The organism is Geothrix rubra (assembly GCF_030268065.1).
GTDB classification, from domain to species: domain Bacteria; phylum Acidobacteriota; class Holophagae; order Holophagales; family Holophagaceae; genus Geothrix; species Geothrix rubra.
This window is the reverse complement of record NZ_BSDD01000002.1, coordinates 524,100-547,236: the sequence shown is the minus strand read 5'-3', so window position 1 is coordinate 547,236 and position 23,137 is coordinate 524,100. Positions and strand designations below refer to the sequence as shown.

At 70.4% G+C, this 23,137-nt stretch carries 20 protein-coding genes; 8 read left to right on the top strand and 12 right to left on the bottom strand.

Annotated elements, in window-relative coordinates; translation table 11 throughout:
• Nucleotides 1-15 precede the first annotated feature (15 nt).
• Nucleotides 16-1,698, top strand: a complete 1,683-nt coding sequence (locus tag QSJ33_RS07235) for a hypothetical protein (RefSeq protein WP_285724045.1) — start codon at nt 16-18, stop codon at nt 1,696-1,698.
• Between the two features lie 6 nt (nt 1,699-1,704).
• Here the strand turns inward: QSJ33_RS07235 and thiS are convergent, their stop codons facing one another.
• From thiS to rpmH, 9 genes are read right to left on the bottom strand one after another with little or no spacing between them, the layout of a single operon-like run.
• Entirely contained in the window at nt 1,705-1,905 is a 201-nt protein-coding gene (gene thiS / locus QSJ33_RS07230; RefSeq protein WP_285724042.1) for a sulfur carrier protein ThiS, read from the bottom strand.
• Nucleotides 1,902-3,095 (bottom strand): trans-sulfuration enzyme family protein, encoded by a 1,194-nt coding sequence (locus QSJ33_RS07225; RefSeq protein WP_285724040.1) that lies wholly within the window; start codon nt 3,093-3,095, stop codon nt 1,902-1,904. Before QSJ33_RS07225 ends, thiS begins: the two co-directional genes overlap by 4 nt.
• Before the next feature lie 36 nt (nt 3,096-3,131).
• The gene (locus QSJ33_RS07220; protein ID WP_285724037.1) at nt 3,132-3,419 is read right to left on the bottom strand and encodes a hypothetical protein; all 288 of its coding nucleotides are present in this window, start codon (nt 3,417-3,419) and stop codon (nt 3,132-3,134) included.
• Between the two features lie 20 nt (nt 3,420-3,439).
• Nucleotides 3,440-4,900: an Asp-tRNA(Asn)/Glu-tRNA(Gln) amidotransferase subunit GatB gene (gatB, locus tag QSJ33_RS07215; RefSeq protein WP_285724035.1), complete on the bottom strand. Its 1,461-nt coding sequence runs from the start codon at nt 4,898-4,900 to the stop codon at nt 3,440-3,442.
• 13 nt (nt 4,901-4,913) lie between these two features.
• Nucleotides 4,914-6,230: a tRNA modification GTPase gene (locus QSJ33_RS07210; protein ID WP_285724032.1), complete on the bottom strand. Its 1,317-nt coding sequence runs from the start codon at nt 6,228-6,230 to the stop codon at nt 4,914-4,916.
• A 16-nt stretch (nt 6,231-6,246) separates the two neighbouring features.
• On the bottom strand, nt 6,247-6,711 hold the full coding sequence (locus QSJ33_RS07205; RefSeq protein WP_285724030.1) for a R3H domain-containing nucleic acid-binding protein: 465 nt from the start codon (nt 6,709-6,711) through the stop codon (nt 6,247-6,249).
• 10 nt (nt 6,712-6,721) lie between these two features.
• On the bottom strand, nt 6,722-8,269 hold the full coding sequence (locus QSJ33_RS07200) for a YidC/Oxa1 family insertase periplasmic-domain containing protein (RefSeq protein ID WP_285724028.1): 1,548 nt from the start codon (nt 8,267-8,269) through the stop codon (nt 6,722-6,724).
• Complete coding sequence (locus tag QSJ33_RS07195; protein ID WP_285724027.1) at nt 8,266-8,631, bottom strand: ribonuclease P protein component; 366 nt, start codon at nt 8,629-8,631, stop codon at nt 8,266-8,268. Before QSJ33_RS07195 ends, QSJ33_RS07200 begins: the two co-directional genes overlap by 4 nt.
• Nucleotides 8,632-8,656: 25 nt before the next feature.
• Nucleotides 8,657-8,791, bottom strand: coding sequence for a 50S ribosomal protein L34 (gene rpmH, locus QSJ33_RS07190; RefSeq protein ID WP_285724026.1), 135 nt, complete (start codon nt 8,789-8,791; stop codon nt 8,657-8,659).
• 217 nt (nt 8,792-9,008) lie between these two features.
• On the opposite strand from rpmH, the gene dnaA reads away from it, so the two are divergent.
• From dnaA to gyrA, 4 genes are all read left to right on the top strand, one after another.
• A complete protein-coding gene (dnaA, locus tag QSJ33_RS07185) occupies nt 9,009-10,385 on the top strand; it encodes a chromosomal replication initiator protein DnaA (protein WP_285724024.1) in 1,377 nt (458 codons plus the stop codon).
• A gap of 215 nt (nt 10,386-10,600) precedes the next feature.
• Nucleotides 10,601-11,734, top strand: coding sequence for a DNA polymerase III subunit beta (gene dnaN, locus QSJ33_RS07180; protein WP_285724022.1), 1,134 nt, complete (start codon nt 10,601-10,603; stop codon nt 11,732-11,734).
• A gap of 40 nt (nt 11,735-11,774) precedes the next feature.
• Nucleotides 11,775-14,327: a DNA topoisomerase (ATP-hydrolyzing) subunit B gene (gene gyrB, locus QSJ33_RS07175; protein ID WP_285724020.1), complete on the top strand. Its 2,553-nt coding sequence runs from the start codon at nt 11,775-11,777 to the stop codon at nt 14,325-14,327.
• Between the two features lie 54 nt (nt 14,328-14,381).
• Nucleotides 14,382-16,982, top strand: a complete 2,601-nt coding sequence (gene gyrA, locus QSJ33_RS07170; RefSeq protein WP_285724018.1) for a DNA gyrase subunit A — start codon at nt 14,382-14,384, stop codon at nt 16,980-16,982.
• 54 nt (nt 16,983-17,036) lie between these two features.
• On the opposite strand, the gene QSJ33_RS07165 is transcribed toward gyrA, so the two are convergent.
• Both QSJ33_RS07165 and QSJ33_RS07160 read right to left on the bottom strand, forming a co-directional pair.
• Nucleotides 17,037-17,468 carry a gamma-glutamylcyclotransferase family protein gene (locus tag QSJ33_RS07165; RefSeq protein ID WP_285724016.1) on the bottom strand — a complete coding sequence of 144 codons (432 nt, stop codon included), beginning with the start codon at nt 17,466-17,468 and terminating at the stop codon, nt 17,037-17,039.
• A 77-nt stretch (nt 17,469-17,545) separates the two neighbouring features.
• On the bottom strand, nt 17,546-18,784 hold the full coding sequence (locus QSJ33_RS07160; RefSeq protein WP_285724014.1) for a serine hydroxymethyltransferase: 1,239 nt from the start codon (nt 18,782-18,784) through the stop codon (nt 17,546-17,548).
• Nucleotides 18,785-18,902: 118 nt separating this feature from the next.
• On the opposite strand from QSJ33_RS07160, the gene purB reads away from it, so the two are divergent.
• From purB to QSJ33_RS07145, 3 genes are read left to right on the top strand one after another with little or no spacing between them, the layout of a single operon-like run.
• Nucleotides 18,903-20,354 carry an adenylosuccinate lyase gene (purB, locus tag QSJ33_RS07155; RefSeq protein ID WP_285724012.1) on the top strand — a complete coding sequence of 484 codons (1,452 nt, stop codon included), beginning with the start codon at nt 18,903-18,905 and terminating at the stop codon, nt 20,352-20,354.
• Nucleotides 20,355-20,370: 16 nt separating this feature from the next.
• Entirely contained in the window at nt 20,371-21,204 is an 834-nt protein-coding gene (locus tag QSJ33_RS07150) for a hypothetical protein (RefSeq protein WP_285724010.1), read from the top strand.
• Entirely contained in the window at nt 21,204-21,851 is a 648-nt protein-coding gene (locus QSJ33_RS07145; protein ID WP_285724008.1) for a 4Fe-4S dicluster domain-containing protein, read from the top strand. Before QSJ33_RS07150 ends, QSJ33_RS07145 begins: the two co-directional genes overlap by 1 nt.
• A gap of 7 nt (nt 21,852-21,858) precedes the next feature.
• Here the strand turns inward: QSJ33_RS07145 and QSJ33_RS07140 are convergent, their stop codons facing one another.
• Entirely contained in the window at nt 21,859-23,043 is a 1,185-nt protein-coding gene (locus QSJ33_RS07140; protein WP_285724006.1) for a glycoside hydrolase family 5 protein, read from the bottom strand.
• Nucleotides 23,044-23,137: the final 94 nt, after the last annotated feature.

Sequence of the window (23,137 nt, the reverse complement as noted above, 5' to 3'; positions counted from 1 at the left end):
TCCCCCGGAGGTCCCATGCCCATCCGAACCTGGCGATTCGCCCTGGCCCTGCTGGCCGTGGCCGGGCTGACGGCCTGCGGCGGCGGTTCCAGCACCTCCTCCGACGCCCAGATCACCATCCAGGCCCAGTTCGAGAAGGTCGCCCTGACCCCCACCGGCTTCGGGGCCACCACAACCCTGCCGGCCCGGTACTGCTACGCCGAGGTCTGCGACGCGTCCACCGGCGCCGTGCTGGCCGCGGACTACCTGGGAAGCGCAGGTACCGGAACCACTTACGTGGCCCGGGGCTCCCAGGTCTACGTGAACGTCTACGCCCGCTACCAGGTGCCCAGCGCCGACCCCAACAGCTTCTTCCTGCGGGGCAGCGTGAAGAACTCGCCCCTCTATGTCACCCAGCCCACCATCGGCTCCGGGGCCTTCGGCAACATCCCTGATTGGTACGTCACCAGCAACACCTTCACGGCCAACCAGGACGGCACCCTCACCGTCACGGCCCTGGCCAGCAACCGCATTGCCGGCGCCTTCAACATCGCGGACCAGGCCGTGACCTTCGCCACGGCGGTGCGGGACATGGACGGCACGGGCACCCTGCGCCTGCCCAACCTCCACACCTTCTGGACCACCAGCCTCAACCCGGCGGACCAGACCCGCACCTATCCCGAGGTGACCTGGGCTTCGGCCACCTCGATTCTCACCAGTAGCAGCGGCCGCGCCCTCTTCAGCCACCAGGTGGAGGGCCTGGGCACGGGTGCTGCGAACACGGAAACCGACGAATGGGATGACGGGGTGCTCCAGGAGACCTTCGCCCGGCTGCTCTTCGCCGACTACAGCTACAAGCCCGACGGCAGCAGCGCCCTCTCCCTCCTGCGCCGGGACAACGACAACCGCTACGTGAGCCGGTACACCCCCAGCGAATCCACGGCGGCCTTCGTGGCCGGCTTCTCCGACTTCCTCTCCGCCGCCGCCCGCAACACGCCCCAGATCCTGGACAGCTACGTGGACGGCAGCGGGGTCGCCCGGGTGGACGCCTTCGACCTCGCCAGCCACGCCATGGTCAGCGCCGCCAACAAGGGCGCGTTCACCCGGGGCTCCATCGCCGTGAGCCTCTGGGGGATGTGGAAGAACGACCTGGGCGGCGGCCAGGCCGGCCTCCACACCCTCTGGCAGGCCGTGACCTCCAGCACCGCCTATGCGGACGGCACCGGGGAATACGAGCAGGCCACCCTGGGCTGCTACCCCAGCTACCTCCTGGGCGTGGCCAACCGGGTGACCAGCCCCACCTGGAACGCCATCCTGGGCGAGCTGGCCCTGGAGGCGGTGCCCGACCCCTCGCCCGCCTACTTCAACACCAATGCCCTCTGGCTCACCGTGGGCGTGCCCTTTTCCGGCAGCGGCAGCCTCCAGACCTACGATGCCTCCCAGGCCCGCTACTACGACTGGAACCAGAGCCAGGCCTACCGGTTCACCCACCTCGGCGGGGCCCGGACCATCACCCTGACCCCCACGGGCGGCCAGGACTTCTTCGTGGAGCTGCTGGGACCGGGCGGCCTGTGGGCCAGCAACACGGATTCAACCCTCGCCGGGCAGACCCGGACCCTCAGCCTCAGCAACCTGCCTGCCGGCGTCTACGCCGTCCGGGTCCGGGCGGGCTACACCTCCGCCACGGGGACCTACGGGTACACGATCAGCATCAACTGATCGGGTTCAGCCGCCGCCCACCAGCCGCACCACCTCCAGGCGATCACCCTCCGTCAGGGGGGTGGCCGCGTGGTCGGCGCGGCGGATGACCTCGCCGTTCAGTTCGATGGCGCTGCCGAAGGCCGGCAGGGCCAGCCAGGCGGCCAGGTCGGCCACGGTGGCCAGCTCCGGCGCCTCCCGGGGCTGCCCGTTCAGCACCAGCCTCACCGGGCCTCCGCCGCGGCCTGGAAGCCCCGCTCCAGGTCGGCGATGAGGTCGGGCTGGTCCTCGATGCCCACGGAGAAGCGGAGCAGGCCGTCGCTGATGCCCAGGCGGGCCTTCACCTCGGGGGCCGTCTTCAGGTGGCTCATGCTGGCCGGGTGCTGGATGAGGCTCTCGACCCCGCCCAGGCTCACGCCGCGGGTGACGACCTCCAGGGCCTCGCAGAAGCGCTGGCCCGCGAGCAGGCCCGCCCGCAGCTCGAAGCCGATCATGGCGCCGAAGCCCTCCACCATCTGCCGCGCGGCCACCTCGTGGCCCCGGTGGCCGGGGAGGCCGGGGTAGTCCACCCGGGCCACGGCCGGCTGCCAGAGCAGCCACTGGGCCAGGGCCTGGGCGTTGTCCGAGGCCCGGCGCACCCGCAGGGCCAGGGTCTTGAGGCCCCGGTGCAGGAGCCAGGCGGCCATGGGATCCAGGGTGGGGCCGAAGACCTTGGTCATCTGCCAGCAGGCCACCACGTCCGCCTCGGAGCCTGCGATGACGCCCGCCACCACGTCCGAGTGGCCCGCCAGGTACTTGGTGGCCGAGGCCACGCTCAGGTCGATGCCCAGGGCCAGGGGCTTCGTGTGGATGGGGCTGGGGAAGGTGTTGTCCGCCACGGTGCGGATGCCGTGCCGCTTCCCGAGGGCCGCCACGCCGGCCAGGTCCGTGATGGCGAGCGTGGGGTTGGAGGGGGTCTCCACCCAGAGCATCCGCGTCTCGGGGCGGATCGCCGCCGCCCACTCGCCCAGGTCCAGGGCGTCCTGGATCCAGGTGACCTTCAGGCCCCGCTCCGCCTCCCAGCGGCGGATGAGCTGCTCCGTGCCCAGGTAGATGGCGGCGGGGGCCACCAGGTGGTCGCCGGCCTTCAGGAAGGCCTCGAAGACCAGGGCGAAGGCCCCCATGCCCGAGGCCGCCACCAGGGCCCGCTCGGCGCCCTCCAGCTCCGCCAGGACCGCCTCCACCTCGCTGGTGTTGGGGTTGCCCCAGCGGGTGTAGAAGGCCGGGGGCTCGATGCTGGCCGCGAACTCCGCGCCCTCTCGGTTCTCCAGGAGCTGGAACACGGAGGTCTGGAAGATGGGCGTGGTCACGGCCCGCGTCGGGTTGAAGCGCTTCCCGGCGTGGATGGCGGTGGTGGTGGGTCCCCAGGGTCTGGGCATGGTCGGCTCCCGCCTCCCAGCATAGGTGGAGAGGCCTCAGCGGTTCCAGAACACGATGACCAGGGCCACGATGGCGAAGACGAGGAGGGCGATCACCCGCCAGAAGGTGGGCCGGTCGTCGGGCAGGTCCACGGGGCTCCGGTCCTCCAGGGCCTGGCGGGTCAGCTCGTCCTCCGGCGGGGCCACCAGCCCCCGGCACTCGGCGCACCGGAAGGGCTCGCCCGGGGTCTCCACGGCGTCCAGGATGGCGCGGCCGCACTGGGTGCAGAGGTGGCTGGCGCCGGGGAGGTAGGCCTGCAGCGAGGGGGGGATCTCGTTGGACATGCCCCAGGATGGGGTGGCCCTCAGGATTTGGCGAGGACCTCGTCGAGGGCGCGGGTCACGGCCTTCGGATCCAGCTTCCCCCCGCCGGCCTTCAGGACCTGGCCCACCAGGAAACCCTTGAGGCTGGTGCGGCCTCCTCGGACCTGGGCCACCACGTCCGGATGGGCGGCGAGGACAGCTTCCACCTGGGCGGCCAGGGCCCCGGGATCCGCCTCGAGCGCGAGACCCTTCCGGGCCACGATCTCCCCGGCCGGGCCCTCCCCAGCCAGGAGCGCGGGGAAGACGACCTCCCGGGCCGCCCCCAGGCCCACCTTCCCCTCGGCCACGAGGCGGACCAGTTCCCCCAGGGACTCCGGGGCCAGGCCCAGCCCCGCCAGGTCCAGGCCCCGCCCGTTCAGGACCCGGCTCACGTCCCCCAGCATCCAGGTCGCGGCGGCCCGGGGCTGGCCGCTGGTCCTGGCCACGGCCTCGAAGCAGTCGGCGAAGGCGGGGCTCTGCATCAGGGTGAGGACCTCCTCGCGGGACAGGCCCGTCTCCCCCTGGTAGCGGCGGATCCGCGCCTCCGGCAGCTCGGGCAGGGCGGCCCGGGCCGCGGCCGCCTCCTCCGGAGCCACGGCGAGGGGAGGGAGGTCCGGCTCCGGGAAGAAGCGGTAGTCCATGGCCGCCTCTTTCGTCCGCTGGGCCCGGGTCGCCCCGGCGGCCGCGTCCCAGCCCCGGGTCTCCTGGACCACGGCCTCGCCCCGGGCCAGGGCGGCGGCCTGCCGGCCGATCTCGAAGGCCAGGGCCTGCTTCACGAAACGGAAGGAGTTGAGGTTCTTGATCTCCACCCGGGTGCCGAAGGCCGCCGCGCCGGCGGGCCGGACCGAGACGTTGGCGTCGCAGCGGAAGCTGCCCTCCTCCAGGTTGCCGTCGCAGATGCCCAGGAAGACCACGAGTCGGTGGAGGGCCTTCAGGTAGTCCGAGGCCTCCTGGGGGCTCCGCAGATCCGGGGCCCCCACGATCTCCAGGAGGGGCACCCCGGCCCGGTTCAGGTCCACAAGGCTGATGGCCTCGCCCTGGTCGTGGCTGCTCTTGCCGGCGTCCTCCTCCAGGTGGGCCCGCTCGATCCGCGCCCGCAAGGGCCCTTCCGCCCCCCTCACCGCAGGATCGCCGGGGATCTCCAGGATCCCGCCCTCCACCAGGGCCACGGGCCCCTGGGTGATCTGGTAGCCCTTGGGCAGGTCGGGGTAGACGTACTGCTTCCGGTAGAAGGTGCTGAGGGGCTGGATCCGCGCCTCCAGGGCCGCCCCCAGGAGCAGGGCCATGCGCACGGCCTCGCCGTTGAGGGCGGGGAGGGCGCCGGGAAGGCCCAGGCAGACGGGGCAGGTGAGGCTGTTGGGCGGGGCCCCGTAGGCGTTCCGGCAGGCGCAGAAGAGCTTGGTCCGCGTCCGGAGCTGGACGTGGACCTCGAGACCGATGATGGCTTCCAACCCTGGCTGCATGACGCTCCCGATCCTACTTCCCCAGACAGAATCCGCTGAACACCTGGTCCAGGGCGCTCTCCGCCCGATCCTCCCCCGTGAGGCGGGCCAGGAGCCCCCAGGCCCCCTGGAGGAGGGAGGCGGGCAGCTCCGGCGGACCGCCGGGCGCGAGTTCCAGGAGCAGCTCGACCTGGCGCGCCAGCTCCTCGAGCAGCGCCACCTGCCGCCCCGTGGCCAGGGCCCCCAGGCAGGCGTCGGGCGCCAGGCCCCCGAGGACCCGCTCCTTCAGGAGGCTCTCCAGGGCATCCAGGTCCCCCGCGAGGGCGGACACGACGACGGCGCCTGCCGGGGTGGCTCCGGGCAGGTCCCCCATGGTCCGCACCACCGCCACCTTGCCGGCGAAGGGGGCCAGGGCCTCGTCCAAGGCCGGATCGGCCGTCCCCTCGCCGGGGGGCACCAGGTGCAGCACCAGGTCGGCGGCCTCCAGCACCGGGCGCACCCGGGCCACCCCCAGGCGCTCCACGGGATCCTCCGTGTCCCGGAGGCCGGCGGTGTCGAAGAGGCGGAGGGGGAGGCCCCGCCACTCGCAGCGGACCTCCAGGACATCCCGGGTGGTGCCGGGGATCTCGGTGACGATGGCCCGGTCCTCCCCGGCCAGGGCGTTGAAGAGGGTGCTCTTCCCCGCGTTGGGTCGCCCGGCGAGGGCCAGGCGCAGGCCGTCCCGCAGGTGGCTGGCGGCCCGGGCCCGGCGGTGTTCCACGTGGAACCGCGTCCGGAGGGGGGCCAGGTCCCGCTTCATGTTCTTGAAATCAAAGGAAATGTCCTCCTCCTCCCCGTAGTCCACCGCGGCCTCGGCCCTGGCCATCCAGGGGGCCAGGGTGGCCCGGGCCTCCAGGATCCAGGGGGGCAGCGCCCCGGCCCGGGCCTGGGCCAGGCGGATCTGGGTGTCCGTCTCCGCCCCCACCAGGTCGCGGAGGGCCTCCACCTCCAGGAGGCCCTGCCGGCCGTTCAGGAGGGCCCGGCGGGTGAACTCCCCGGGCTCCGCCAGGCGGATGCCCAGGGTGCCCAGCTGGGCCAGGAGCCGCTGGACCAGGAGGGGGTTCCCGTGGACCTGGAGTTCCGCGACGTCCTCGCCCGTGTAGCTGGCGGGGGCGGGGAAGAAGAGCACCAGGGCCTGCTCCCGGAATCCGTCCCAGGCCAGGGTCCGGACCGCGGCGCGGCGCGGCGGGGGCAGGGCCACGAGCGGTGCCAGCCGGTCGGCCAGCCCGGGGCCCGACACGCGCACCACGGCCACCGCCGAGGGCAGGAGCGGCGTGGCGGGGGCACAGATGGGATCGGGGTCGTGGACCACGCCGGCAGTGTACCGGCTACTTGCGGAAGACCCTCACGGGCTTGAAGGTGCCCGTCCCCTCGCTCTCGGTGCCCAGGCCCTCCTCCCGGGAGACCACCAGGTGCACCCAGCGCCGCTCCCGGGGGCTGAGGGCGCCCAGGGTGTGGCTGCCCAGCTCCCGGGCCCGCTCGGCGGCCAGGCGGCCCATGGCCATGACCTCCTGCATGCGGAAGAGGCGGGCGCCCTTCACGTCCAGGTAGGCCAGCTTCGTGTCCTCCCGCTCGCCCTGGGCCTCGTGCACGAGGAACTGGAGGGCGTCGAGGGCCTGGCCGCGGCTGGCGGCCAGCCAGTCGGCGTCGGGACCCGTGATCAGCAGGCGGTTGGGGAAGGCCTCCTCGTCCCCGGAGGGCTGGTACCGGGCCTCCGTCTTGAGGCCCAGCAGGCCCGTCCAGCGGGCGATCAGGTCAGGCACGGCGTCCAGGCTGGCGTGCTGCTTCCGCATGGGGACCTCCTCACACCTCGATGGGCTGGGGCACGTAGTTCCGCTTCACCCACCAGGTCTGGGCGATGCCGATGAGGTTCGAGGCGAAGTAGTAGATGATCACGCCCACGGGCAGCTTGGCGAACATCACCATCATCATCACGGGCATGAGGATCATCATCATCTTGCGCTGGGCCGGGTCCCCGGTGGCGGGCGTCATGGCCTGCTGCACGAACATGGAGGCCCCCATCAGCACCGGGTAGACGTAGAAGGGGTCGTGCACGGACAGGTCGTGGATCCAGCCGAAGAAGGGCGCGTGGCGCAGCTCGAACACGGCGTTCAGCATGGACCAGAAGGCCAGGAAGACGGGCATCTGGAGCAGCATGGGCAGGCAGCCGCCCATGGGATTGTGGCCGTTCTTCTTGTAGAGCGCCATGAGCTCCTTCTGCATCTCGGCCTTCTTCGTCATGTCGTTGCCGAACTTCTCGTAGCGGGCCTGCAGGGCCTTCTGGTGGGGCTCGAAGTCCTTCATCCGCAGCATCGAGACGATCTGCTTGCTGTTCAGCTGCCAGGTGACGGCGCGGAGGATCAGCGTGAACAGGATGATGGCCCAGCCCCAGTTCCCGATGACGGCGTGGAGCTTCTGGAGCACCCAGAAGAACAGCTGGGCCACGGCACCGAAGAAGCCGTAGTCGATGACCCGGGTGAAGGGCTTCTCGAAGGCCTCCAGCGGGGCGGCCTGCTTGGGGCCCAGGTAGAGGTCGGCGGCGAGGCGGCCGCCCTCCGGGGTCAGCGAGTAGCCCGACTCATCCCGTCCGGCCACGCTGGGCAGCTTCCAGAGGGCCGCGAAGTAGTGGTTGCGCTGGGCCTTGGGGTCCGGATCCAGCCCGGCATCCAGGCCCAGGCGGGACTCCGCGGGGGGAAGGACCTTCCGCTTGGCCCCCAGGAAGCTGAAGAAGGGATCGTGCAGGATGTCGAGCCAGGTGACCGCCTCGATCTTCCGGTCCGTGAGGGTGAAGACCCGGCCCAGGTGCTCCACGGGCTTCAGGTCCGCGGGCAGGGTCACGAGCTGGAGGCGTGCGCCCTGGGGCAGGACACCCGCCAGGGACAGGGTGCTGCCGTGCCGGGGGACCCGGTACGCGAGCCGGGCGCCCTGGGCGTTCTCGAATACGACCGTGACGGCCTCCGCCCCGGCCTCCTCGTGGACGGACTGGAAGGCCGTTCCCCGCACGCCGCCCACCCCGGGGAAGTCCCCGGGGAAGAACAGGGTGCCGTCCTGGCGCCACACGGCCTGCTTCAGCGCGCCCGTGGCCACCTGCCAGGTGAGCGTCAGGTCGGCCGTGGTGGTGGTGTGGGTGGCGGAAAGGTCCGCGGTGGGCGCAGCGGGGCCGGCCTGGGCCGCGGCCGCGGGCACGGCGGGCGCCGCCTGCGCGGGCGCGGGGGATGCCGGGGCCGCCTGGGTCTGCTCGACGGCCACGGGGGCCTTCACCGGCTTGGTGTACCGGGAGGTGAGCCAGATCTGGCCGCCGAAGAGGACCAGGGTTCCCAGGATGAACAGAAGGACGTTGCGGTTGCTCATGGTTGGCCCGTGGGTGCGAGACGGCGCAGGGCCAGCCGCAGCTGGCCCTCGATGTCCTGGATGGAGAGGCGGTCGAGGGGCGGACCCTTGCGGAGGGGGCGGATCCAGACCACCCAGGGGGCCTGGAGGCCGGTGCCCACACTCAGGAAGGCCATCCGGACGCGGCGCCGGAACCGGTTGCGGCGCACCGCCGGTCCGGATTTCCGGGAGGTCGTGACCAGCAGCAGGGGCAGCTCAGCCCCCTGGAGACGCCAGGCCCGGATGTCGAGCAACGCGTCCTGCCCCAGCAACGGCCGGGGCAGGGCGGAGGGAACCGCATGATCCGTGTGCCGGACGGTCCGGAAGCGGCCCTTGAAGATCACGGGACGGAACCCAGGCGGCCTGGGTTCAGACCGCCAGGAGGTGGCGGCCCTTGGCGCGGCGGCGCTTGAGCACCAGGCGGCCGTTCTTGGTCTTCATGCGGCTGAGGAAGCCGTGGGTCTTGGCCCGGCGGCGATTGTTCGGCTGGAAGGTACGCTTCATGGTTCCACCTCGGGGTCCCCTCCCGGGGAGGAGGACGAACCTTCGAGCCTATCAGTCCCGGCTGTCCCGCTCAAGGGCGTTTCTGGCCTTCCATCCCCCTCCCGTGGTGCTAGATTGGGATCCCCCCCGCAGGCCAGGCGAGGCCCCCGGCGCGAAGCGCCCCGGCGTGAGGCGTGTCGCGTCCCGTCGTCCCCGCCCTGCCGTTCCTGGTGAATCCATGCCCACCCCCGATCCCGACGCCCTCTGGGAGACCATCCGACAGGGACTGTCCAAGCAGCTCCCCGAGGCCAGCTTCAGGGAGTGGATCGTCCCCTGCCAGCCGCTGCGCCTGGAGGAGGACGCGCTGTGGATCCAGGTGCCGAGCCCCGCCGCCAAGCTCTGGATCGAGCAGCAGCTCCCCGAGGAGTTCAACGACGCCCTGGCCCAGGGCGGCCTCGGCGACCTCCGGCTGGTCTTCCAGGTCTCCGGCACCGGCACGGTGGCGCCCAAGGCCGCGGCCCGCCCCGCGCCCCTCGCATCGGCCGGCTCCTCCGAGCCCGCCGTGGCCTTCCCCCACCTGTTCCACCGCTACACCCTGGACCGCTTCGTGGTGGGGCCCGGAAGCCAGCTGGCCTTCGCCGCGGCCAAGGCCGTGGCCGACAACTACGGCAAGGCCGCCACTCCCCTCAACATGAACCCCCTCTTCATCTACGGGGGGGCGGGCCTGGGGAAGACCCACCTCATGGTGGGCATCGGCAAGGAGATCCAGGTCCGGCATCCGGAGCTGCGGGTGGCCTACCTCAAGGTGGACAACTTCTTCAACGAGCTCACCGTGGCCATCAAGGCCCGGAACACCGAGCCCATGCGGAAGAAGTACCAGCAGAACGACGTGCTGCTGCTGGACGACGTGCAGACGCTGGGGAAGATGGAGCGCACCCAGGAGGAGATCTTCTACATCCTCGAGTACCTGCTCCAGCACGGGAAGCAGATCATCCTCACCTCGGACAAGCCGCCCCAGCGCCTGGAGGGCTGCCACGAGCGCCTCATCACCCGCTTCAAGTGGGGGCTCACGGCGGACATCCAGCCGCCGGACTTCGAGACCCGCATCGCCATCCTGAAGAAGAAGCTGGAGGACGCGGACTTCAAGGGCCTCCCGTCCGTCCCCGAGGACGTCCTCACCTTCATCGCCCACAAGGCCAAGGGCAGCGTCCGGGACCTGGAGGGCTTCCTCACCCGCGTGATCTTCCAGGCGAGCCTCATCGGCGTGCCGCCCACCCTGGAGGTGGCCCATGCGGCCTTCCAGGGGCAGAGCGGGGAGGAGCCCACGGCCGCCATCCCGCCGGAGCGGATCTACCGGATGACGGCGGAGACCTTCAACGTGCCCTTCGTGGACCTCATGAAGAAGCGCTCCCGCCAGCAGACCATCATGGTCCCCCGCCAGGTGGCCATGTACCTGGCCCGGGAGATCGCCTCGCTGCCCTTCACGGACATCGGGCGGTCCTTCAACATGCACCACTCCACCGTCATGAACGCCATCGACTCCGTGAAGCAGCGCATGACCCGGGATCAGGAATTCCACAGGATGGTCCAGGCCCTGCTGAACAGCATCCATTGACCAGCCTCACCTTGCAGGACAATCCGCAGCGCTCCACACCCCCGCTGTCCACAGCGCCGCCCATCCCCCGGGACGGGCCCTCCCCGGGGCGAGGAATCCACCGTCCTGGACACCGTTCCCGCAGGCTGCCGCGGCCCGGAAAACTCCGTTAAGATAGGGCTTTGACGCTCCAATCCACAGGCACCGCCCGTCCTCAGCATCATCAAGGGTGATTCATGAATCTTCAGCTACAGGTATCCAAGGATCGTCTGGATCGCACCCTGGGCATCCTGAAGCACGCCCTCGACCGGCGCGTGACCCTGCCCATCCTCCAGCACATCTTCGTGGACATCCGGCCCAAGGAGGTCGTGCTGAAGGCCACGGACATGGAGCTGGCCTTCGAGGCCACGGTCCCCGGTGAGGGCCAGGGGCAGTGGACCATGGCCGTCCCGGGCAAGAAGTTCATCGAGACCGTGCGGGTCTTCCCCGAGGGCATCCTGAGCCTGGAGTGCCCCGAGGCCGGCGGCCGCCTGTGGCTCCGCGCCAAGGGCATGAACTCCGAGCACAACATCCAGCCCGGCGAGGGGTTCCCGGAGCTGCCCGCCCCGGGCAAGGAGCTGCCGGTGGTGCGGATCCCCGTGCTGCGCTTCAAGCGGGCCATCCAGCTGGGCTCCATCGCCGTCAGCAAGGACGCCACCAAGCCCACCCTGTCCGCGGTGCTGGTGCACCTCTCCAAGCACCACGTCCGCGTGGTCTCCACGGACGGCTTCCGGCTCGCCGTGGCCGAGGTGCCCTGCGACACGAAGCTGAAGGACGAGGTCCGGCTCATCGTGCCCAAGCGCGCCCTGGACCTGATCCCCACCCTGCTGGGGGACGAGGGCGAGGTGGAGCTCTGCTGGGATGGCACCACGCTCTTCCTGGACCAGCCGGGCCTGAAGTTCAGCACCCGCCTCGTGACGGGCAACTATCCCGCCTACGAGAAGGTGCTCCCCGCCGAGCTGCCCAAGAAGGTCATCCTCGACCGCGAGGTCTTCCTCAGGACCCTGCGCTTCGTGGGCCTGAAGAAGGACGACTACAACAAGAACGTGCGCCTGTTCTACGAGTTCCCGAACCTCCGCACGGTCTTCCAGCACCCCGACGAGGGGGTGAACCAGGCCACCCTGCCGTTCTCGGGCGAGGAGCAGCCCTTCGAGCTGGCCTTCAACATCGACTACCTCACCGAGCTGCTGGAGCGGCTCCCCGGCGAGGAGGTCGTCTACCAGTTCAAGGACGAGGTGGGCCAGGGCGTCTTCATGTCCCCCAGCCTGGAGGACTTCAGCTTCCGCTACGTCCTCATGCCGGTGCGCTTCGCCAACAGCGCCACCGCCTGATCAGCACCGCATTCCACAGCAACCGACAAAGCGAGTCTTGATGTCCGAAGAAGTCCTCAGCGCACGCGTCCACACCCCCCAGGAATCCGACAGCTACACCGCCGACAACATCACGGTTCTGCGCGACCTCGAGGCCGTGCGGAAGCGCCCCGGCATGTACATCGGCGACACCGACGACGGCAGCGGCCTGCACCACATGGTCTACGAGGTGGTGGACAACGCCATCGACGAGGCCCTCGCCGGCTTCTGCACCCGCGTGGACGTGATGCTCCACGGCGATGGCAGCTGCAGCGTGGAGGACAACGGCCGCGGCATCCCCGTCGACATCCACAAGGAGGAGGGCCGCAGCGCCGCCGAAGTGATCATGACGGTGCTCCACGCCGGCGGGAAGTTCGACAACACCAGCACCGAGGGCAAGAACGCCTACAAGGTGTCCGGCGGCCTCCACGGCGTGGGCGTGTCCTGCGTGAACGCCCTCTCCAGCAAGCTCTGGCTCACGGTCTGGAAGGACGGCCAGGAGCACGCCATGACCTTCAGCCAGGGCAAGGCCGACGCCCCCCTGGCGGTGGTGGGCCCCACGGCCCGCCGGGGCACCCGGGTGCGCTTCATGCCCGATCCCGAGATCTTCAACAACGTCCTGGACTTCAGCTTCGAGACCCTGAGCCAGCGCCTGCGGGAGCTCAGCTACCTGAACCAGGGCGTGCACATCCGCATCACCGACGAGCGGACGGGCGACACCCACGACTTCATGAACGCCGGCGGCATCAGCGCCTTCGTCGAGCACCTCAACCGCAACAAGGTGGCCCTCCACAAGCCCCCGATCTTCATCAAGGACGAGAAGCAGGACACCACCGTGGAGGTGGCCCTCCAGTGGAACGACTCCTACCAGGAGACCCTCTACTGCTTCACGAACAACATCCGCAACCGGGACGGCGGCGCGCACCTGGAGGGTTTCCGGGCGGCCATGACCCGCGTCATCAACACCTACGCCGAGAAGAACAACCTGCTGAAGTCCGCCAAGGTGAGCCTCTCGGGCGAGGATGTCCGCGAGGGACTCACCGCCGTCATCAGCGCCAAGGTCCCTGATCCCAAGTTCTCCAGCCAGACCAAGGATCGCCTCGTCTCCTCGGAGGTGAAGGGCATCGTCCAGACCATCGTCTACGACAAGCTCTCCAGCTTCTTCGAGGAGAACCCCCGGGAGGCGAAGGCCATCCTGGAGAAGGCCATCGAGGCCGCCCGGGCCCGCGAGGCGGCCCGCAAGGCCCGCGAGCTGACCCGCCGGAAGGGCGCCCTGGACGGCGGCGGCCTGCCCGGCAAGCTGGCGGACTGCCAGGAGAAGGACCCGGCCCTCAGCGAGATCTTCCTGGTGGAGGGCGACTCCGCCGGCGGCTCCGCCAAGCAGGGCCGCCACCGGGCCACCCAGGCCATCCTGCCCCTGCGGGGCAAGGTGCTCAACGTCGAGAAGGCCCGCTTCGACAAGGTCCTGGGCAACAACGAGATCCGCCTCCTGATCCAGGCCTTCGGCACCGGCATCGGCAAGGAGGAGTTCAAGATCGAGAACCTCCGCTACCACAAGATCATCCTGATGACCGACGCGGACGTGGACGGCTCCCACATCCGCACCCTGCTGCTCACCTTCTTCTACCGCCAGATGCCGGAGCTGGTGCTCCGCGGCCACCTCTACATCGCCCAGCCGCCGCTCTACAAGGTGAAGAAGGGGAAGACCGAGAAGTATCTCAAGGACGAGCGGGCCCTGGAGGAGTTCCTCTTCCAGAAGGCGCTGGACGGCTGGACCCTCACCCTGCCGGACGGCACCGAGCACAAGGGCGCCACCCTGGTACGCGAGATGAAGAAGTGGGGCGAGGTCCAGCAGCTCTTCGGCAAGCTGGACCGCCGCGGCTACGCCCGGCCCCTGGTGCAGGCGCTGCTGGCCGAGGGGCTCCTGGATGCGGACCGTTTCGCCACCCGGGAATCCCTGGCGCAGCTGGCCGAGTCCATCACCCGGCAGAAGCTCGGCACCTGCGAGATCGAGACCACCGAGGCCGTGGAACTGCCGGCCCAGGGCGAGGAGCCCGCGACCACGATCCCCGCCAGCCACCGGCTGCGGGTGGTGCGCATGCACCTGAGCCGTCCCATCACCCTCTGGATCGACAGCCAGGTGGCCCACTGGGGCGAGTTCCGCCGCCTGGCCGCCCTCCAGGTCGAGCTGGCGGGTTTCCGCGGGGGGGAGCTGCGGCTCCGCCGCCTGAAGGATGTCGCCAAGGAGAAAGAGAAGGAGGAGGACGGCGAGGAAAGCCCGACCCAGCTCGGCAAGGAGCAGGTGTTCACCGATCCAGAGGCCATGCTGGCCATGGTCCTGGAGGAGGGCAAGCGGGGCCTCGGCATCCAGCGCTACAAGGGCCTCGGCGAGATGAACCCGGAGCAGCTCTGGGAGACCACCATGGATCCCGAGCGCCGCACCCTGCTCCAGGTCCGGGTGGACGACGCGGTGGAGGCCGACGAGATCTTCACCATCCTCATGGGCGACGCCGTGGAACCCCGCCGGCGCTTCATCGAGAACAACGCCCTCCTGGCGGAGAACATCGACATCTAAGTTCCGCATCCCCAAGATGTCGAATCGCGTTCCACGTAGAACATCGGAAGTGACATGAGTCGAATCGAGCCCCTGGAAATCGAAAAGGAAATGCGGAAGTCCTACCTGGACTACGCCATGAGCGTCATCGTGGGCCGGGCCCTGCCCGATGTCCGCGACGGCCTCAAGCCCGTGCACCGGCGCGTGCTCTACGCCATGAAGGAGTCCGGGAACGAGTGGAACCGGGCCTACAAGAAGTCCGCCCGCACCGTGGGCGACGTGATGGGTAAGTACCACCCCCACGGCGACTCGGCCATCTACGACACCATGGTGCGCATGGCGCAGCCCTTCTCCATGCGCCACGTCCTGGTGGACGGGCAGGGGAACTTCGGGTCCATCGACGGCGATTCCGCGGCGGCCATGCGCTACACCGAGGCCCGGCTCTCCCGGCTCTCCAACGAGCTCATGGGGGACATCGACCAGGAGACCGTGGACTTCGGGCCCAACTACGACGGCAGCCTGGAGGAGCCCCTCGTCCTGCCGGCCCGCTTCCCGAACCTCCTCATCAACGGCGCCCAGGGCATCGCCGTGGGCATGGCCACCAGCATCCCCCCCCACAACCTGCGGGAGTGCTGCGGCGCCCTCATGGCCCTCATCGACCACCCCGAGATCGGCCTGGACGTGCTCATGACCCACATCCAGGGCCCCGACTTCCCCGGCGGGGGCCTCATGCTGGGCACCGAGGGCGTGGTCGAGGCCTACCGCACCGGCCGCGGCCGCTGCGTGGTGCGGGCCAAGTCCCACGTGGAGCAGATCAAGCGGGCAGGCGACCGGGAGCAGCTGGTCTTCACCGAGCTACCCTACCAGGTGAACAAGGCCACCCTCATCGAGAAGATCGCCGAGCTGGTCCGGGACAAGAAGATCGACGGCATCAGCGACCTGCGGGACGAGTCCGACCGGGAGGGCATCCGGCTGGTGGTCGAGCTGAAGAAGAACGAGCCCAGCGACATCGTCCTGAACCAGCTCTACCAGCAGACCCAGCTCCAGAACAGCTTCCCCATCACCATGCTGGCCATCGTGAACGGCCAGCCCCGCATCTGCACCCTGCGCGAGATCCTCCAGGAGTTCATCGGCTTCCGCCGCGAGGTGGTCACCCGGCGCACCCTCTTCCAGTTGAAGAAGGCGGAGGAGCGGCACCACATCCTGCTGGGCCTGAAGATCGCCCTCGACCACCTGGATGCCGTCATCAAGCTCATCCGGGCCGCCAAGACCCCCGAGGAGGCCAGGGCCGGCCTCATGGCCGGCGCCTTCGCCACCGCCGCGGCCCTCAAGAAGGACCCCAGCCTCTGCCTCTCGGCCCTGCAGGCCCAGGCCATCCTGGACATGCGCCTCCAGCGCCTCACAGGCCTGGAGCGGGACAAGATCCTGGCCGAGCTGGCCGAGATCGAGGCCCTCATCAAGCGCCTGCACGCCATCCTGGAGGACGAGAAGCTCCTCCTGAAGGTCATCAAGGAGGAGTTGCAGCAGGTCGCGGACCAGTTCGGGGAGGACCGCCGCACGGAGATCGTGGGCTACTCCGGCGAGATCCGCATGGAGGATGTGGTCCCCGACGATCCCATGGTCGTCACCATGTCCAAGGCCGGCTACATCAAGCGCACCGACCTCACCGCCTACCGCCGCCAGCGCCGCGGCGGGAAGGGCAAGGTGGGCATGAAGACCAAGGACGAGGACTTCGTCGAGCAGCTCTTCATGACCAAGGCCCACGACACCCTCATGGCCTTCACCGACAAGGGCATCGTGTACGCCCTCAAGGTCTATGACCTGCCCGAGGCCGCCGCCTCCACCCGGGGCAAGCACATCCGCAACCTGATCTCCCTGAAGGACGGGGAGAACGTGGTCACCCTCATGGCCCTCCGCGACTTCCCCGAGGGCGAGAACCTGGTCTTCGCCACCAGCGACGGCACGGTGAAGAAGTCCAGCCTGGCGGCCTACGCCAACATCCGGGCCAACGGCCTCATCGCCCTCAACATCGACGACGGCAACACCCTGGTCACCGTGCGCCGGTCCACGGGCAGCCAGCAGATCGTCCTGGCCACGGCCCAGGGCAAGGCCATCCGCTTCCCCGAGGAGGACATCCGCGCCACGGGCCGCGCCACCACGGGCGTCCGCGGCATGAAGCTGGCCAAGGGCGACCACATCGTGGACATGGAGGTGGCCGACCCCCTGCCGGACCTGCCGGAGGGCGTGGAGCCCGACGAGAGCACCGAGGACCACGGCATGCTGCTCACGGTCTGCGAGAAGGGCTACGGCAAGCGCAGCCTGCTCCAGGACTACCGGCTCCAGGGCCGGGGCGGCACGGGCGTCATCAACATCCGCGCCGGCGTCCGCAACGGCCAGGTGGTGGGCTTCAAGCTGGTCAAGCCCGGCGAGGGCTGCCTCCTCATCAGCCAGGAGGGCATGGTCATCCGCTTCCTCATCGACGAGGTCCGTAAGACCGGCCGCGCCGCCCAGGGGGTCAGCCTCCTCAAGCTGGCCAGCGCCCAGGACAAGGTGGTCGGCCTGGCCAAGATCGACGCCTCGGCCATGGCCCTGGACGAGGAGGAGGATCTCCTCGAGAGCGAGGCGGGCCACCCCGGTCCCGACGAGGGGGGCCAGCAGCCGAAGCTCGATCTTTAGCTTCTTCTTGGAACTTCACCTGTGATCAACGGCGCGGTTTCGCGCCGTTGATCGTTAGAGGTAGGGGCCCCAGTCCCCGTCCGTCAGCTCGACGGCGTGCCGCTCCAGGCGGGGCAGGCGTTCCACATGGAACACGTGGGCCCAGGCCAGGTAGCGGTGGCCTCCCTGGAGGACCACGGGCAGGAGCTCCCGGCTGAACCGGTCCTCCGCCACGCCTTCGAGGGCGTCCAGGTCCGCCAGGGCGGCCTCGAGATCCCCCGGAGCCTCGTAGCCCACGAAGTCACCGACCACCCAGCCCGGTCCCGGCGGCGGGGCGGGGGGCTCGGGCCCGGCCACCAGGGCGGGGAAACCCTCGGGCAGGTGGAAGAGCCGCCCCGGCACCCAGGCCCGGGTCATCCCCTCGGGGTGGGTGCGCTGGAGCCAGGCGTGGTTCGACCCGCCCTCCCGGAGGGCCCCGTACACGAACAACCCATCCGCCGCGATCATGGTACCCCCTCCAGAAACATACCGCCAAAGCGCAGGGCGCCTTGGCGGTAGAGGGCGGGATGGTGTGGGAAGGGCCGCTATTCCGGGATGGGGAACTGGTCCGTGAGGTGGAAGACCTCCTGCTTGATTCGGGCGAAGGTGCTCTCGTCGGCCCGGTGGCGCAGGGTGGCGTCGATGAAGCGGGCGATCTGGTCCATCTCCTCCTCCTTCATGCCCCGGGTGGTGAGGGCGGGGCTGCCCAGGCGGATGCCGGAGGGCTTGAGGGGCGGGTTGGGGTCGAAAGGGATGCCGTTCTTGTTGATGGTCATGCCGGCCCGGTACAGGCAGTCCTCGGCCTCGTGGCCCAGGAGCCCGTGGTCCCGCAGGTCCACCAGGAACATGTGATTGTCCGTGCCGCCGCTGATGATGCGCCAGCCGCGCTCCTGCAGGCCCTTGGCCAGGGCGTGGGCATTGCGGATGACCTGGCCGCTGTAGGCCTTGAAGTCGGGCTGCTGGGCCTCATGGAAGGCCACGGCCTTGGCGGCGATGACGTGCATGAGGGGGCCGCCCTGGATGCCCGGGAAGACGGCGCGGTCGAGGTCCTTGGCGTACTGGGCCTTGCAGAGGATCATGCCGCCGCGGGGGCCGCGCAGGGTCTTGTGGGTGGTCGTGGTGACATAATCCGCGTGGGGCACGGGGTTGGGGTGGTGCCCCGTGGCCACCAGTCCCGCGATGTGGGCCATGTCCACCATGAGCAGGGCGCCCACCTCGTCGCAGATCTCCCGGAAGAGGGGGAAGTTCCAGGTGCGGGAGTAGGCGGAGGCCCCCACCACGATCATGCGGGGCTTGTGCTCCCGGGCCAGGGCGCGGACCTCGTCCATGTCCACCCGTTCGTCCTCCTGGCGCACGTGGTAGGGGATGAACTTGTAGAGGATGCCGGAGCTGTTGAGGGGGTGGCCGTGGGTGAGGTGGCCGCCGTGGGCCAGGTCCAGGCCCATGACGGTGTCGCCGGGCTTCAGGGCGGCCAGGTAGACGGCCATGTTGGCCTGGGCGCCGCTGTGGGGCTGCACGTTGGCGTGCTCGGCCCCGAAGAGCTGCTTGGCGCGGTCGCGGGCCAGGTTCTCCACCGTGTCCACGTGGCTGCAGCCGCCGTAGTAGCGCTTGCCCGGGTAGCCCTCGGCGTACTTGTTCGTGAAGTGGGAGCCCATGGTCTGCATGACCGCGCGGGAGGCGTAGTTCTCGGAGGCGATGAGCTCCAGGTGGTGCCGCTGGCGCTGGACCTCCAGCTCCAGGGCCTGGAACACCGCGGGATCGGAGGTGCGGATCACTTCGTACATGGGGAAGACTCCGAGAAGTTGTCCCTATCCTAGCCGCGGCCCGCGCCCGCCAAGGACCTCGATTCGTGAGCGGGATCACAGCTCCGGGTCCGTGCGAAACTGGAGGGTCGGAGATCCCATGTCCTTCCTGCCTCCCCACGATGGTTCCGAGCTGGAGCGCTTCGAGCACCCATTGGCCAGCCGCTATGCCAGCAAGGCCATGGTGCGCCTGCTCTCGCCCCTCTACCGCCAGCGGGTGTGGCGGCGCCTCTGGATCGCCCTCGCCGAGGCGGAAGCCGAGCTGGGCCTGCCGGTCACGGCCGCGCAGATCGCGGAGCTGAGGGCCACCCAGGACGACGTGGACCTCGAGGCCATCGCGCGCCACGAGTCCGCCCTCCGCCACGACGTCATGGCCGCCATCCACGCCTGGGGCGAGCAGGCGCCCGGGGCGCGGCCCATCCTGCACCTGGGCGCCACCAGCTGCTTCGTCACCGACAACGGGGACCTGCTCATCGTGCAGGAGGCCCTGGCCCTCCTGCGCCGCCGCCTGCAGGACGTGATCGCCGCCCTGGCGGCCTTCGCCGCGCAGTGGCAGGACCAGCCCACCCTGGGCTTCACGCACTTCCAGCCGGCCCAGCCCACCACCGTGGGCAAGCGCGCCACCCTCTGGATCCAGGACCTTCTGCTCGACCTGGAGGACCTGGACCACCTCATCCGCACCACGCCCGTGCGGGGCGTGAAGGGCACCACGGGCACCCAGGCCAGCTTCCTCGAGCTGTTCGGGGGCGACGGCGCGAAGGTGGAGGCCCTGGAGCGGCGGTTCTGCGAAAAGGTGGGCTTCCCCGCCATCCCCGTCAGCGGCCAGACCGCCACCCGCAAGCTGGAGGACCGCATCGGCCAGGTGCTCTGCGGGCTCGCCGCCAGCGCCGGGAAGTTCGCCAGCGACCTGCGCCTGCTCCAGCACCTCAAGGAGGTGGAGGAGCCCTTCGAGTCCAAGCAGATCGGCTCCAGCGCCATGCCCTACAAGCGCAACCCCATGCGCTCCGAGCGCATCAACAGCCTCGCCCGCTTCGTCCTGGGCCTCATGCCCTCCACCTACCAGACCAGCGCCAACCAGTGGATGGAGCGCACCCTGGACGACAGCGCCCACCGGCGCCTGGCCATCAGCCAGGGCCTCCTGGCCGTGGATGCCATCCTCGTGCTCTTCCGCAACGTGGCCTCGGGCCTCGTGGTGTACCCGAGGATGATCGAGGCGCGCCTCGCCCAGGAGCTCCCCTTCATGGCGGCCGAGGTGCTGCTCATGGAGGCCGTGAAGCGGGGCGGGGACCGCCAGGACCTGCACGAGCGGTTCCGCGGAGCGGCCCTGGAGGCGGGCCGGCGCATCAAGGCCGAGGGCCGGCCCAACGAGCTGCTGAAGCTCCTGGCCGAGGACCCCGCCTGGGCCATGACCGAACTCGAACTGGCCGCCCTGCTCGATGCCCGCCGGTTCACCGGCCGGGCCGGGGAGCAGGTGCGCACGTTCCTGGCCGGCCCCGTGGCCGCGGCCCTGGCGGGCCATCTCCCGGCGGATGAAGCCGCCGTCCGTGTCTGAACCTGAAAGGTCGTCCATGTTGAAGCTCGCGGTGATCGGCGCCCAGACCCTCCTGGGGCGCGAACTGGTGGGGGCCCTGGAGGCCGCCGAGGCCTCCGTGGTGCCCCTGTCCACGGGCCCCCTGACCTTGGCGGAGGAGGAGGGGGACCTCGTGATGTTCGCCCCGGACCCGGCCCTCCTCGTGGGCCTGGACGTGGTGCTGCTGGCGGACACGCCGGGCCCCGGCCAGCTGGACACCTTCCACGGGCGCCTCCTGGACCTTCGGCCCGAGCCCGACCCGAAGCTGGAGGCCATGCCCCTGGCGGGCCGCTGGCCCAAGGAGGCCCCCGCCCTGCGGGCGCGCCCGGCCCTGGAGCAGGTGCTGGCCCTGCTGCCCTCCCTGGTGGACCACCTGGGCGAGGTGGCGGGCACCCACCTGCGCCCCGTGGCCTGGATGGGCGACCGGGGCCTGGACGGCCTCATGGAGCAGACGCTCTCCGTGCTCAATGGCGAGGATCCGGATCTGGCCAAGCTGGGCTACCGGCAGGCCTTCGAGGTGGTGCCGGTGCCGGCCCTGGCCGGCAAGGGGCGCCTGCTGGAGGTGCGCGTGCCGGCCTTCCACGGCGACCTCCTGGTCCTCCACCTGCGGTCCGCCGAGGGCCAGCGCCTGGCAAGGAAGGAGCCCCCGGCCGGGGTGCGCTGGGTGGAAGCCCCCCCCAGCTCCCGCGACGTGGCCGTGAGCTCGGACCTGCTGGCCCACCTGGAGGCCAGCGCCGACGGAACCAGCGCCACCCTGGTCCTGGGCTTCGATCCCATCCTGTGGGGCGTCCTGCGGCCGGCCATGCGGGTCCTGGGCCTCATGGAGGGCTGATGGCCAAGAAGTTCGAGGAGCCGCAGGAGCGGGGGGACTTCTTCAAGTCCCTGGGCAGCCTCTTCGCCGGCTTCGTGGCCAGCCGGCTGGAGGACGCCATCACCGGCCTGGGCCCCAAGCTCCTGCGGCCCCCCGGCGCCCTCGACGAGTTCGCCTTCCTCACGGCCTGCACCCGCTGCGACAAGTGCATCCGGGCGTGCCCGGAGAACGCCATCAAGAAGGCCGGCGCGAACATGGGCCTGGCCCTCAACACCCCCTACATCGAGCCCCGGGGCATCCCCTGCTTCCTCTGCGTCACGCTGCCCTGCGTGGCCGAGTGCGACGACGGGGCCCTGGTCTGGCCGGAACGGACCCTGGCCGACGGCACGGTGCTCGAAGGGGCCAAGGCCACCCGGATGGGCACCGCCCGGGTGAAGCCGCGGCTCTGCGTGACCTACGAGACGGAGACCCGCCAGGCCCGGGCGTGCCGGGTCTGCGTGGATCGCTGCCCCTATCCCGAGGAGGCCATCCGCATCGCCGAGCCCGCGGAGGGCGAGGCCATCGGCCACCCGGAGGTCATCGCCGACGTCTGCACGGGCTGCGGCCTCTGCGTCTTCGCCTGCCCCACCGCCGAGCCCGCCATCGTCGTGGAGCCGCGGCGGGATTAGCGCCGGTTCAGGCCCGCCAGTACTTCGAATACACGGCGAGGACGGCCGTCTTCACGACATCCTGGCCGGTGTTCGGATCCGTGAGGACCACCGCGTACTCGTCGGGGCTGGTGGTGTTCTGCCGCCACTGCCACCCGGTGTACCCGATGCCGGCCGCGTCCAGGCGGCTCAGGCCGGCGTCCAGGTAGACCTGGTTCGGGTCGTCGCCACTGCGGACGCCGAACTGCTGGATGAAGACGGGGACATTGCGTGCCGCCTTCATCGTCACGAGGGCGCCGAGCCGGGCGTCCAGGGTCGCCAGGTCCGGGTCGAGGGCCCCGGTGGGGTGGATGAAGAGGTTGCCCGTGTAGAGCACCCGGTTGGCCCAGCGGGGGTCGGGGATGTAGGCCTCGTCGCACAGGGTGATGTTGTAGGCGTCCCGCGGGCCGACCAGGAAGGGGGTGCGGGTGTCCCCGGCCTGGTCCTCGATGGCGGCCATCAGCTCCTGGTAGAAGGCGGAGACCTCGGCGCCGTAGGAGGAGTCCCGGCCCGCCAGGGGTTCGGGCAGCAGCTCGTAGCAGGCGATGTTCCGGGTGCCCTTGAGGAGGCCCGCGAGGTAGATCCAGGATTCCTTGAAGAGCTGCCGCTGGCTGAGGTCCGTCCAGAAGTTGCGTCCGCCCGGGTAGGTGCCCGCCGGGTCGCAGTAGCTGGCCATGGCCGCACTCTGGAGGCCGTTCTGGCCGCAGTTCGAATCGATGGCCACGACCACCCAGAGCCCGGCGTCGATGCACCACTGGATCTCCTGGAGCAGGCGCGCCAGGTGCGCGGGGTCGAAATGGCCCGGGGCGGTGTCCGCCCGGCTCTCCACGTCGTTTCCCCCGTAGAGCCCCCACCAGCGGATCAGCAGGCGGACCACCCGGGCCCCCTGCCCGGCGAGGGTGGGGGCGTCGTAGCCCTGCATCTCCCCCCAGGTGCCTTCGTTCATCCCGCGGAGGACGACGGGGGTGCCGTCGGGCAGCAGCACCTGCGAGCCCTTCAGGGTGAGCCGGGCGGGGGCACCGGTGGGCGGGGGAGCGGGGGGAGGCGCGGCGGCCCCGGACGAGGGGCCACCTCCGCAGGCCACGGCCCCGAGGGTGCTGGCCAGGGCGAGGAGGGCCGTGCGCCGGGTGATCGGCTGGCCGGGGGGCTTGGGGGCGGCGGGAGGCGGGGGCATGGGGGCTCGGGGTCGGAGGTCCGCGGTACAGGGATAGTCCATGGAGGTCCCAGCCCCATGGAGGGTTGAAGGGCGCCGTCGGAAACCCGCCGCG

Bases quoted from the DNA above. Each gene is read 5' to 3' on its own strand.
- QSJ33_RS07235 (WP_285724045.1), top strand. From the start codon at position 16: ATGCCCATCCGAACCTGGCGATTCGCCCTGGCCCTGCTGGCCGTGGCC.
- QSJ33_RS07150 (WP_285724010.1), top strand. From the start codon at position 20,371: ATGTTGAAGCTCGCGGTGATCGGCGCCCAGACCCTCCTGGGGCGCGAA.
- rpmH (WP_285724026.1), bottom strand. From the start codon at position 8,791: ATGAAGCGTACCTTCCAGCCGAACAATCGCCGCCGGGCCAAGACCCAC.
- QSJ33_RS07225 (WP_285724040.1), bottom strand. From the start codon at position 3,095: ATGCCCAGACCCTGGGGACCCACCACCACCGCCATCCACGCCGGGAAG.
- QSJ33_RS07220 (WP_285724037.1), bottom strand. From the start codon at position 3,419: ATGTCCAACGAGATCCCCCCCTCGCTGCAGGCCTACCTCCCCGGCGCC.
- dnaA (WP_285724024.1), top strand. From the start codon at position 9,009: ATGCCCACCCCCGATCCCGACGCCCTCTGGGAGACCATCCGACAGGGA.
- gyrB (WP_285724020.1), top strand. From the start codon at position 11,775: ATGTCCGAAGAAGTCCTCAGCGCACGCGTCCACACCCCCCAGGAATCC.
- QSJ33_RS07165 (WP_285724016.1), bottom strand. From the start codon at position 17,468: ATGATCGCGGCGGATGGGTTGTTCGTGTACGGGGCCCTCCGGGAGGGC.
- gatB (WP_285724035.1), bottom strand. From the start codon at position 4,900: ATGCAGCCAGGGTTGGAAGCCATCATCGGTCTCGAGGTCCACGTCCAG.
- QSJ33_RS07160 (WP_285724014.1), bottom strand. From the start codon at position 18,784: ATGTACGAAGTGATCCGCACCTCCGATCCCGCGGTGTTCCAGGCCCTG.
- dnaN (WP_285724022.1), top strand. From the start codon at position 10,601: ATGAATCTTCAGCTACAGGTATCCAAGGATCGTCTGGATCGCACCCTG.
- QSJ33_RS07205 (WP_285724030.1), bottom strand. From the start codon at position 6,711: ATGCGGAAGCAGCACGCCAGCCTGGACGCCGTGCCTGACCTGATCGCC.
- QSJ33_RS07145 (WP_285724008.1), top strand. From the start codon at position 21,204: ATGGCCAAGAAGTTCGAGGAGCCGCAGGAGCGGGGGGACTTCTTCAAG.
- purB (WP_285724012.1), top strand. From the start codon at position 18,903: ATGTCCTTCCTGCCTCCCCACGATGGTTCCGAGCTGGAGCGCTTCGAG.
- gyrA (WP_285724018.1), top strand. From the start codon at position 14,382: ATGAGTCGAATCGAGCCCCTGGAAATCGAAAAGGAAATGCGGAAGTCC.
- QSJ33_RS07200 (WP_285724028.1), bottom strand. From the start codon at position 8,269: ATGAGCAACCGCAACGTCCTTCTGTTCATCCTGGGAACCCTGGTCCTC.
- QSJ33_RS07140 (WP_285724006.1), bottom strand. From the start codon at position 23,043: ATGCCCCCGCCTCCCGCCGCCCCCAAGCCCCCCGGCCAGCCGATCACC.